The 10288-nt window shown below is 71.7% G+C and carries 12 protein-coding genes; 7 read left to right on the top strand and 5 right to left on the bottom strand.

Going from position 1 to position 10288, the window contains the following annotated elements:
- Nucleotides 1–483: 483 nt before the first annotated feature.
- Both FJQ56_RS15375 and FJQ56_RS15370 read right to left on the bottom strand, forming a co-directional pair.
- On the bottom strand, nucleotides 484–882 hold the full coding sequence (locus tag FJQ56_RS15375; RefSeq protein WP_170215424.1) for a GNAT family N-acetyltransferase: 399 nt from the start codon (nucleotides 880–882) through the stop codon (nucleotides 484–486).
- A gap of 497 nt (nucleotides 883–1379) precedes the next feature.
- Nucleotides 1380–1817 (bottom strand): hypothetical protein, encoded by a 438-nt coding sequence (locus tag FJQ56_RS15370; protein WP_140010410.1) that lies wholly within the window; start codon nucleotides 1815–1817, stop codon nucleotides 1380–1382.
- A gap of 147 nt (nucleotides 1818–1964) precedes the next feature.
- Between FJQ56_RS15370 and FJQ56_RS15365 the strand changes: the two genes are divergently transcribed.
- The 4 genes from FJQ56_RS15365 to FJQ56_RS15350 are packed head-to-tail and all read left to right on the top strand — an operon-like array spanning nucleotide 1965 to nucleotide 4356.
- Nucleotides 1965–2504: a hypothetical protein gene (locus tag FJQ56_RS15365; protein WP_140010409.1), complete on the top strand. Its 540-nt coding sequence runs from the start codon at nucleotides 1965–1967 to the stop codon at nucleotides 2502–2504.
- A gap of 21 nt (nucleotides 2505–2525) precedes the next feature.
- Nucleotides 2526–3344 carry a 3'(2'),5'-bisphosphate nucleotidase CysQ gene (locus tag FJQ56_RS15360; RefSeq protein ID WP_140010408.1) on the top strand — a complete coding sequence of 273 codons (819 nt, stop codon included), beginning with the start codon at nucleotides 2526–2528 and terminating at the stop codon, nucleotides 3342–3344.
- A 5-nt stretch (nucleotides 3345–3349) separates the two neighbouring features.
- Nucleotides 3350–3964 carry an HAD family hydrolase gene (locus FJQ56_RS15355; RefSeq protein ID WP_140010407.1) on the top strand — a complete coding sequence of 205 codons (615 nt, stop codon included), beginning with the start codon at nucleotides 3350–3352 and terminating at the stop codon, nucleotides 3962–3964.
- A complete protein-coding gene (locus tag FJQ56_RS15350; RefSeq protein WP_140010406.1) occupies nucleotides 3961–4356 on the top strand; it encodes a VOC family protein in 396 nt (131 codons plus the stop codon). The genes FJQ56_RS15355 and FJQ56_RS15350 overlap by 4 nt, the downstream gene beginning before the upstream one ends.
- 127 nt (nucleotides 4357–4483) lie before the next feature.
- Here FJQ56_RS15350 and FJQ56_RS15345 read toward each other — a convergent pair whose 3' ends face one another.
- The 3 genes from FJQ56_RS15345 to FJQ56_RS15335 all read right to left on the bottom strand — a co-directional run bounded on the left by FJQ56_RS15345 (nucleotide 4484) and on the right by FJQ56_RS15335 (nucleotide 6626).
- Nucleotides 4484–5398: an alpha/beta fold hydrolase gene (locus FJQ56_RS15345; protein WP_140010405.1), complete on the bottom strand. Its 915-nt coding sequence runs from the start codon at nucleotides 5396–5398 to the stop codon at nucleotides 4484–4486.
- Between the two features lie 35 nt (nucleotides 5399–5433).
- Nucleotides 5434–5685: a hypothetical protein gene (locus FJQ56_RS15340; RefSeq protein ID WP_140010404.1), complete on the bottom strand. Its 252-nt coding sequence runs from the start codon at nucleotides 5683–5685 to the stop codon at nucleotides 5434–5436.
- An 89-nt stretch (nucleotides 5686–5774) separates the two neighbouring features.
- Complete coding sequence (locus FJQ56_RS15335) at nucleotides 5775–6626, bottom strand: EamA family transporter (protein ID WP_246084177.1); 852 nt, start codon at nucleotides 6624–6626, stop codon at nucleotides 5775–5777.
- A 65-nt stretch (nucleotides 6627–6691) separates the two neighbouring features.
- Here FJQ56_RS15335 and FJQ56_RS15330 point away from each other — a divergent pair, with 65 nt between their 5' ends.
- From FJQ56_RS15330 to FJQ56_RS15320, 3 genes are all read left to right on the top strand, one after another.
- Nucleotides 6692–7147, top strand: a complete 456-nt coding sequence (locus FJQ56_RS15330) for an SRPBCC family protein (protein WP_140010403.1) — start codon at nucleotides 6692–6694, stop codon at nucleotides 7145–7147.
- Nucleotides 7148–7539: 392 nt separating this feature from the next.
- Nucleotides 7540–9225 (top strand): dihydroxy-acid dehydratase, encoded by a 1686-nt coding sequence (gene ilvD / locus FJQ56_RS15325; RefSeq protein WP_140010402.1) that lies wholly within the window; start codon nucleotides 7540–7542, stop codon nucleotides 9223–9225.
- Nucleotides 9226–9229: 4 nt separating this feature from the next.
- Nucleotides 9230–10267 carry a hypothetical protein gene (locus tag FJQ56_RS15320; protein ID WP_140010401.1) on the top strand — a complete coding sequence of 346 codons (1038 nt, stop codon included), beginning with the start codon at nucleotides 9230–9232 and terminating at the stop codon, nucleotides 10265–10267.
- Nucleotides 10268–10288: the final 21 nt, after the last annotated feature.

Below are 10288 nucleotides of genomic sequence, written 5' to 3'. Positions count from 1 at the left end.
ACGACGAGAACGACACGGGACGACTCCAGGCAGCAGGGACCCCGAGACGGGGGTCGGCGGGTGCTGCCCGGGGAGTGGGACCACCGGGACCTCTGCAAGAGGGACTGCTCGGGGACCGGCGAGCCCAGGGGGCTGAGGACGGGGCACGCACCCGCCGAAGTGTCCGGGACCGAGAGGGAGCTGATCGCGTGCAGTCCAACCATAGTACAGGTGTTCGATTAAAAGCGCAAGACATGCCGATCGGTTGCTCGTGCTCGTGCGGCGGGAGGGGCGCCCTCCTGGCAGACCGGACCCCACGATGCTCCTACGAAGCCTCAGCGCCGACCCGAGCCGGTCCATGTGGCCAGCCCTTCTCGGCGGCTCTCTCCTTGTCGCGTCGTGGCCGGATCGCCCCGGCGTTCTGACGCCAGGCGACGACGTACCCCGATCCGCGGTACCCCGATCCTCGGCGGCTCGCGCGCCCTCAGGCAGCACCAACGGGCACTATCGCCTGAGTGTGCATCGGTACCGCGACCCCGGCCAGGCAGAGGCGACACTCGCGATCTCGAATCCAGTGATCCGGTAGAAGTCGACGGCGTCGCCGTCGGTCTCGGCTACGAGCTGGCGCAGCGCCAACTCGGTGAACGCGGCGTGAAGCAGCGCGCCCGCGTGTCCATGGCGCTCGTGTTCCAAGGAGGTTGCCAGGTGCAGGAGTTCGGCATCAGGTCGGTCGTTCGAGATTCCGGCGACGGACACCAGCTCATGGTCGACCGACCAGCCGTACAAGTCGCGGTCAGCCCGGGCTTCGTACGCCCCCAGCTCCTGCTGCGCGGAGTGATCGCTCATGGCGCGCCGCAGCAATGCCGCTACCGGTTCGGACAGCAGCACCCCGGCAACGAACACGGCACAAGCGTAAGGGCGGCTGGCCTGCCCGCGACTCGGCATGACCGTCCCGTGGGGCAGCGGAGATGGACGGCACGGGTGACTACCGAGCTCGAAGGTCCGTGTCATCTAGTGACCCGATTCTTCGACCGTCATCGTGCCGAGCTCTTGTCGACCGACCCTGCAGCACACGGCCACCCGTCCCAGACCGCGGAGTAGCAACGCTCCCCGTCAGTGGCGTGCGTGGCCAGGACGTCGTGGACCAGACGTGGGGCATCTCGACCACGACGGAGCGACACCTCCACGTACGCCCCATAGCCTGTGGGCACCACGGTGCTCACTGACGGCTGCTGGTTTCGTGGGTCTCTTCGGACCCAGGCGGCGTCCAGCCTCGACGCGAGCCGGGCGGCACTGCTGACGTCCGACGCCAGGGTCACGCCCGGTGGTAGGTCGGCGCCTGGGGTCACGTTCGGATCGTAGTGACGACCAGCGTGCTCGTCGTCCGCAGCGGCGCCGGGTCAGCTCAGCGTGAACGTGTAGGAGTAACCCCCGTCCAGCGTCGGCGTGTCGAGCACGGTCTCCGCACCCCGCTCGACGGTGAACTCGTCGACCAGGTCGTTGAGGTTGCTGCCGCCCGTCTCTCCCTCCGGCGCGAGCTCGCGGCTGCTCGACACCGCGACCTCGCCGCCGCCGACGCGGGCGACCTCGAACGTGAGCGTCTCGCCGATGCTGTCCACGGTGACGCTGGAGCCGACGGAGGCCGGCAGCGTCGTGGTCCGCGGTGTCGGTGTGTGCTCGGGATCCCACCCGTTCCAGTCCGAGCTGACGATCGTCAACGTCCCGCCCGGACCGGGCCCTTCGGTCCCGCTGTCGTCCGACCGGCAGCCCACCACGCCGAGCGCGGCGAGAGGGGCCAGCACGACGGTGGTCAGGAGTCGGGTCGTCGATGCGGTCATGGGGTTTCCGACGGCCGGGTGGCCGCGGTGGTTCCCGAGCGAGCGTCCGCACGACCGTGCGCGTCGGCTGGTCTGCACGCGGGTCGTGGGACACAGTGGCGCGACCGACCGACCTCCACCGGGCGGCGTACGACCGAGGAGAACCCCATGACCGAGGACCACGACCTGCGAGCCCTGCGGTTCCGTGTCGAACGGCTCGAGCACCTGGTGGTCCAGGTGACCTGCTGGGCGGCCTGCCTGCTGCTGGTCGTGGGGTCGCTCCTCGACTACATCACCGCCCGGAACGGATCCGACGAGCAGGAGGTGACGCCTCGGTTGCTCACGACGGGGTTCCACGCGATCGGCTACCGCAACGACGAGGGCGACACCGACGGGTTCACCATCGCGGTCGGGATCGGGTTCCTCGGCCTGATGGTCGTCACGCTCGTCGTGGTGTGGCTGCTGCTCGCCATCGCGGCGGGCTCGACGTCCGACCGGACCGTGCGCCTGCTCGGGATCGCCCTGACCCTCATGCTGATCGGTACGGCGGTGGCGGGGGTGTTCACCCTGATCGGTCTGGGCAGCGACGACTACACCGGGTACGACGTCGGCTGGGGCATCGTGGTGTTCGCGGCGGGCGGGGCCCTGTGCCTGGCACTGTTCTCCCGGGACCTGCGCCGGTGGTGGGACCCGGCCCTCGCGGCCTAGGCCCTCACTAGGGTGGCTCGGGTGACCCACGAGCCGTCCCAGCCGCCCGCGTCCGCCGCCACCGACGACCATGTCCTGGCCGCCTGGCTGGCCGAGGAGGCCGGACGCCGTCTGCTCGAGGTGCGCGAGGAGGGGCTGGTCGACCGGGAGCTCAAGGACGCCGGCGACGCCGCCGCCCACGAGCTTCTCGTGGCGCTGCTGGCCGAGCACCGACCGCACGACGCCGTGCTGTCCGAGGAGGGCAAGGACGACAAGGTCCGGCTGACCTCGCAGCGGGTGTGGATCATCGACCCCCTCGACGGCACCCGTGAGTTCTCCGAGCCGCCGCGCGAGGACTGGGCCGTCCACGTCGCGCTCTGGGAGCGCGGTGCCGGTGCCGGTGCTGGTGCTGGTGCTGGTGGAGAGGGTGACCTGGTCGCCGGGGCGGTCGCGCAGCCGGCGCTGGGGGAGACCTTCACGACGGGCGCGCCCCCCGTCGTACCCCTCAGCACGAGCGAGAGCGTGCGGATCGCGGTGTCGCGCAGCCGCCCGCCGCAGTTCGTGCACGGGCTCGCCCGCGAGCTCGACGCGCAGCTGGTGGCGATGGGGTCGGCGGGGGTCAAGGTGCTGTCGGTGGCGCGCGACGTCACCGACGCCTACGTCCACGCGGGCGGGCAGTACGAGTGGGACAGCGCCGCTCCCGTCGCCGTCGCCCGGGCCGCCGGCCTGTTCACCAGCCGCATCGACGGCACCCCCCTGCGCTACAACCAGGACGACGTCTACCTGCCCGACCTCGTCGTCTGCCGTCCCGAGCTCGCCGACCGGATCCTCGCCTGGATCTCCGACAACGACGTCCGGTGAGCGGCGTGAGCGTCCGACACGTCCTCCTCGATGCCGACGGCGTGCTCCAGGACCTGCCGGGCGGCTGGTTCGAGCGGCTCCGTCCGTGGCTCGGCGACCGGGCCGAGGAGTTCATCGAGCAGTCGTGGATCGACGAGGTGCCGTGCCTGCGCGGTGAGGGCGACTTCTTCGACCACCTCACCGCCCACCTCGCGGCCTATGACGTCGACGTCGAGGTGGGGGAGCTGTTCGCCTCCGTGTGGACCTCGATCGAGCTCGTGCCGTCGTCGATCGAGCTGGTCCACCGCCTGCGCGCGGCCGGGTACGGCGTCCACCTCGGCACCAACCAGGAGCAGCACCGGGCGGCGTACATGCGGACCGCGCTCGGCTACGACGAGCTCTTCGATGTCTCCTGCTACTCCTGGGAGCTCGGCGCGGTGAAGACCGAGCCGGTCTACTTCGAGCGGGCGCTGACGATGATCGGCACCGTGCCCGAGGAGGTCGTCTTCGTCGACGACCGGCTCGAGAACGTCGAGACCGCCCGCTCGGCGGGGCTGGCCGCGGTCCACTGGGACTTCACCGAGGGACTCGCCACATTGGAGTCGCGACTCGGCGAGCACGGTGTCAGGGTCGGGTCATGACGTCCTTCATCTCCCACACCACCATCGACTGCCACGACGCCTACGCGCTCTCGGAGTGGTGGAAGCCCGTGCTCGGGTACGTCGACATCGAGGGCGACCCCAACGAGCCCGGCCACGAGGAGTGCATGATCCGCGACCCCGCGACCGGCCACCAGCTGCTGTTCATCGAGGTGCCCGACGCCGACCTGCCCGACAAGCGGATCCACTTCGACGTCGCGGCACGCGAGGGCACCCGCGAGGCCGAGGTGGCCCGGCTCGTCGAGCACGGCGCGACGGTCGTCGCCGACCACCGCGGCATCCACGGCCCCGGAACCGGCTGGGTCACCCTGGCCGACCCCGAGGGCAACCAGCTCTGCGTGATCCGCAACCAGGAGGAGCGAGAGAGCAGCTGAGAGCGAGGAACGAGCTCTCAGCGTCGCGAACGAGGGTTGAGCAAGGCTCGCGGCCGAGGAACGAGGCCGCGAAGGCCGCGTCGAGACCACCGCAGCCGAAGGTCGGCCCGACCACCGGGCAGACGGCTCAGCCAACCCTGTCGAGGAACTCGAGCAGCAACCGGTGAACGACCTCGGGCTTCTCCATCGGCAGGAAGTGCGAGCCGCGCAGCTCGACGTACTCGGCGTCGCTCATCCGCGCCGCGGCCGTGGCCATGTCGCGGGCGCCGGCGAGCACGTCGTACGTCGCGGCGACGAACACGGCCGGCACGGAGATCGACGACAGGGAGACCCGGGCATGCCGTGACGTGCTGAGCGCGAGGTGGAAGTACCAGTCGAGGGGGGTCGTGAGGAACTCCTTGACCCCGACGGCCGCCAGCGCGGGGTCGCGCACCGGCAGCATGAACCCGGAGTGGGAGAGCACCGCGATCGTCCGCGACCCGATCGGCAGCCGGCGGGCGACCGGGCTGAGCGCCCTGCCGGCCACCGTCATCGCCCGCGACAGGTTGACGGTGATCGCCCGGGCGACGGCGTGCGGCACGTGCAGCGGGCCGAGCATGGTCGCGAAGGTGTCGCCCGGCACGCCCGCGACCGCGAACAGGCCGGCCACCCGCTCGGGCTGGCGCACGGCGAGCTCGAACATCGTGTTGACCCCCATCGACCAGCCCATCAGCACGGCCCGGTCGATGCCGAAGTGGTCCATGACCGACAGGCCGTCCTGGACGAAGTGCTCGATCTCGACGTGGCTCGGGTCGACCGGCCGCTCCGACCCGCCGACGCCACGGTGGTTCCACGACACGATCCGCACGCCGCAGTCGGGCGAGAGCAGCGCCGGCCAGCACCAGGCGTTGGTGCCGAGGCCGTTGCAGAGCACGACCGTCGGACCGTCGATGCGGCCGTCGGGGTCGTTGGTCCACGCCCGTAGGTGGGTCCCGTCATCGGACAGGATGTCGCGGAAGGCCGGCGAGCGGGTGGCGACGGCGCGCGCGGCGGAGGTCGGCATGCGCCGATTCTGCCGTACGGCGGCCGCCCGGGCCCTCAGGCGTGGGACGCGCGACCGGCGGTCGGGCGGGTGGGCTCCTCGGGAGCGGCCGGGATGGCCGGAACAGTCGGGACGGCCCGGGCGTCGAGGTAGTCGTCGACGTCCTGGCGCTCGATGCGCCGCTGGGCGCACGCGGTGGTGGCCACCATCGCGTTGCGACGGGCCTGCTGCTGCGAGGCGACCGACCAGTCCTGGACGCGCCGCGCGAGACCCCGCAGGGGGCGTGCCACGAGACGCGAGTCGACCATGGTCAGACCGTACGCCGCGGGGCACACCCGGTCATCACCTGCGCGTGACGACCAGGTGAACGCGTTCATGTATTCGAGCCCGAGCGGGCTCAGTCCGGCACCGGATCGGTGACGACACCCTGCCGCGTCGCGCCGATGCTGGCCGCGACGACACACGCGATGGCCAGCCACTGCAGCCCGCTCAAGGTCTCGCTCAGCACCAGGATGCCGGCCAGCGCGGCCGCGGCCGGCTCGAGCGACATCAGGATCCCGAACGTGGCCGGGCGCAGCGTGCGCAGCGCCACCAGCTCGCAGGTGTAGGGCACCACCGACGACAGCACGCCCACGGCCGCGCCGAGCAGCAGCACCCGGCTGTCGAGCATGCCGTCGGTGGCACCGTCGAGGAGCAGGAACGGCGACACGAGCAGCATCGCCACGACACTGGCCAGGGCCAGCCCCTCGATCCCCGCGAAGCGACGCCCGGTTGCGCCCGACAGCAGGATGTACGCCGCCCAGCACGCCCCCGCGAGCAGCGCGAACAGCAACCCCAGCAGGTCGAGGTCGGCCCGCTCGGCTCCCAGCAGGGCGACCCCGACGGCGGCGAGCCCCACCCAGGCCAGGTCGCGGGCGCGCCGCGAGCCGACGACCGCGAGCGTCAGCGGACCGACGAACTCGAGGGTGACCGCGATGCCCAGCGGGATCCGCGAGAAGGACTCGTAGATCGCCAGGTTCATCAGGCCCAGGCTCGCCCCGAACCCCAGCAGGACCAGCAGGTCGGTGCGGGAGCGGCCGCGCAGCCGCGGTCGCGCCCAGACCAGCAGGACCAGCGAGCTGGTCGCCAGCCGCAGGAAGACCAACGCGGAGGGCGACACCTCGTCGAACAGCGACTTGGCAACCCCTGCGCCGAGCTGGACCGACGCGATCCCGATCAGCACCAGGACGATCGGGGAGGGGCGTGGCACCGGGTCACCGTAGCGACGTCCCCGCTGCCCTCCACCGAAGGTCACGAATGTGTCACGATGCCCGGATGGGGAACTACCGCGTGAGCCGGTCCGCCTCCATCGCCGCCGACCCGGCGCTGGTGCACCGCCTCGTCAACGATCTTCACGAATGGCCCGCCTGGTCGCCCTGGGAGGGCGTCGACCCCGCGCTGGAGCGCGTCTACAGCGGCGCCGACTCCGGTGTCGGCGCCCACTACGCGTGGTCGGGCAACCGCAAGGCCGGTCGCGGGTCGATGGAGATCACCGGCTCCACGCCCGAGCGCGTCGACCTGATGATCGTGTTCGTCAAGCCGTTCCGCTCCACCAGCGAGGTCTCCTTCCTGCTCGCCTCCAACGGCACCGGCACCGACGTCACCTGGGCGATGTCCGGGGAGCAGACCGGCGTGATGGGCGTCCTGGGCAAGGTCGTGACGATGGACCGGCTCGTCGGCAAGGACTTCGAGCGCGGACTGGCCCAGCTGAAGGCCGCCGCCGAGGCCTAGGGCGTGTCTCTCGATCCTGGGCGGCGCCAGACGCCGCCCAGGCCGCACGCTGACGGCACCGCAGCTGCTCGAAATACGGCGAGTATGCCGTCGCACCTGCGGACACCGTCATCGCACGACCTGGACGTCGCTGGCATCCACCCCTGATCGAGAGACACGCCCTAGCCCCCAGCCCGCCCGCGCTGACCCGTCCGCAACGGGCGACGGGTCACCGCGGAATCCGCGCTGACCCGTCCGCAACGGGCGACGGGTCACCGTGAGCCCCCGCCGGCATGTCCCACCGGCCCGCACGCGTGGACGGTCTCGTGCCCGAGGGGGCGCGCGGAGGGCCAGGTGTCCCCAACGTCTGGGACCGGCGGTGGCCGGCGACTGCTCGGACCTATCCTCGAACCATGAGTGACCAGCCCGACATCAAGCCCCGCTCCCGCGACGTCACCGACGGGCTCGAGAAGGCCGCGGCGCGCGGCATGCTCCGGGCCGTCGGCATGGGCGACGACGACTGGGTCAAGCCGCAGATCGGGGTGGCGTCGTCGTGGAACGAGATCACCCCCTGCAACCTGTCCCTCGACCGGCTCGCCAAGGCCGTCAAGAACGGCGTGCACGCGGCCGGTGGCTACCCGCTCGAGTTCGGCACGATCTCGGTGTCCGACGGCATCTCGATGGGCCACGAGGGGATGCACTTCTCGCTGGTCTCGCGCGAGGTCATCGCCGACTCCGTCGAGACCGTGATGATGGCCGAGCGGCTCGACGGCTCGGTGCTGCTCGCCGGCTGCGACAAGTCACTGCCCGGCATGATGATGGCCGCCGCCCGCCTCGACCTGAGCTCGGTGTTCCTCTACGCCGGCTCGACGATGCCCGGCAGCGTCGACGGCAAGGACGTCACCATCATCGACGCCTTCGAGGCCGTTGGTGCGTGCCTGGCGGGCAAGATCACCCGCGACGAGGTCGACCGCATCGAGCGCGCGATCTGTCCGGGCGAGGGCGCCTGCGGCGGCATGTACACCGCCAACACGATGGCCGCCGTCGCCGAGGCGATCGGCATGTCGCTGCCGGGCAGCGCAGCCCCGCCGGCCGTCGACCGCCGGCGCGACGGGTTCGCCCACCGCTCCGGCGAGGCCGTGGTCAACCTGCTCCGTCAGGGCATCACCGCCCGCCAGATCATGACCAAGCCGGCGTTCGAGAACGCCATCACCGTCGTGATGGCCCTCGGTGGCTCCACCAACGCCGTGCTCCACCTGCTGGCGATGGCCCGCGAGGCCGAGGTCGACCTGACCCTCGACGACTTCAACCGGGTCGGCGACAAGGTGCCCCACCTGGCCGACCTCAAGCCCTTCGGCCGCTACGTCATGAACGACGTCGACAAGATCGGCGGCATCCCCGTGGTGATGAAGGCCCTGCTCGACGCGGGCCTGATGAACGGCGACTGCCTCACCGTGACCGGCCGCACGATGGCCGAGAACCTCGAGGCCCTCGCCCCGCCGCCGCTCGACGACGACGTGCTGCGCTCCCTCGACCGACCGATCCACGCCAGCGGCGGCCTGACCATCCTCAAGGGCTCGCTGGCCCCCGAGGGCGCGGTCGTGAAGTCGGCCGGGTTCGACGAGTCGGTCTTCTCCGGCACCGCCCGGGTCTTCGACGGCGAGCGGGCCGCGATGGACGCCCTCACCGAGGGCAAGATCGTCGCCGGCGACGTCGTGGTCATCCGCTACGAGGGCCCCAAGGGCGGTCCGGGCATGCGCGAGATGCTCGCGATCACCGGTGCCATCAAGGGCGCCGGCCTCGGCAAGGACGTGCTGCTGCTCACCGACGGCCGGTTCTCCGGCGGCACCACCGGCCTGTGCGTCGGCCACGTCGCCCCCGAGGCCGCCGACGGCGGCCCGATCGCCTTCGTGCGTGACGGCGACCCGATCACCCTCGACGTGCTCAACAAGACCCTCGAGGTGGAGTTCGCCGGCCCCGACGACCTCGAGGCCCGCCGCGTCGGGTGGGAGCCGCTGCCGCCGAAGTACACCCGCGGCGTCCTCGGCAAGTACGCCCGCACGGTCACCTCCGCGGCGCACGGCGCCGTCACCTCCTGACCTCGTGACGGCCACCGTCCGCGCCCCGCGCCCGCGGGGCCTGACCCTTGCGCTCGCCGCGCTCGTCCTGCTGCTCGTCGTGGTCGGGCTCGTGCGCCTCGTCGGGGACGACGAGCCGGCTGGGCGCGCCCGCGAGGCGGCCCCGGCCGGCGAGCCGGGCAGCGCCGGCAGCCCCCCGTCGACCTCGGCGACCTCGGAGCCGAGCGCGGAGCCGAGCGCGGGGCCGACATCGAGCGGTGCCACGCAGGAGCCGGAGGTGCCGCGCACCCACGCGGCTGACGGCCACGTCTTCGGCAAGGGGCGCGTGCTCGTCGCCTACTACGGCACCGGCAGCACCGGCTCGCTCGGGGTGCTGGGGGAGGACGGTCCCGAGGCCATGCACCGGCGGCTGCAGAAGGCGGCCCGGCCGTTCCGGGCGCTCGGCACGGTGCAGCTGGTCTACGAGCTCATCGTCACCGTCGCCGACCGCTCACCGGGCCCGGACGGCACCTACAGCCACGACATCCCCCGTGCGGTCGTCGAGGAGTACGTCGAGGCCGCGCGCCGCCACCACGCGCTGCTCGTGCTCGACATCCAGCCCGGGAGGGCCCGGTTCCTCGACGTCGTCAAGCGGTGGGAGTGGGCGCTGCGCGAGCCGCACGTCGGCCTGGCGCTCGACCCCGAGTGGCGGATGGCGCCCGGCGAGGTGCCCGGCAGCGTGATCGGCTCGACCAGCGCGGCCGAGGTCAACGCGGTGTCGCGCTGGCTGTCCGACCTGACCCGCCGCCAGGACCTGCCCGAGAAGGTCTTCGTGCTGCACCAGTTCCGGGCCGCGATGATCCGCAGCGTGAGCCGGGTGGTTGCGCGACCGGGTTTGGCGATGGTCCAGCACGTCGACGGCTTCGGCACGCCACGAGAGAAGCTCGCGACCTATCGGGCCGTCGCCCGCCCCCGCGCCTTCACGATGGGGTTCAAGCTGTTCTACGACGAGGACCAGCCGCTGATGTCGGCGCGCGACGTGGCCAAGATCCGGCCGAAGGTCCGCTTCGTCACCTTCCAGTGACCGGGCCCAGTGACCCGGCCG

Source organism: Nocardioides plantarum (assembly GCF_006346395.1).
GTDB lineage: Bacteria > Actinomycetota > Actinomycetes > Propionibacteriales > Nocardioidaceae > Nocardioides > Nocardioides plantarum.
This window is presented reverse-complemented; position numbering and strand designations above follow the sequence as displayed.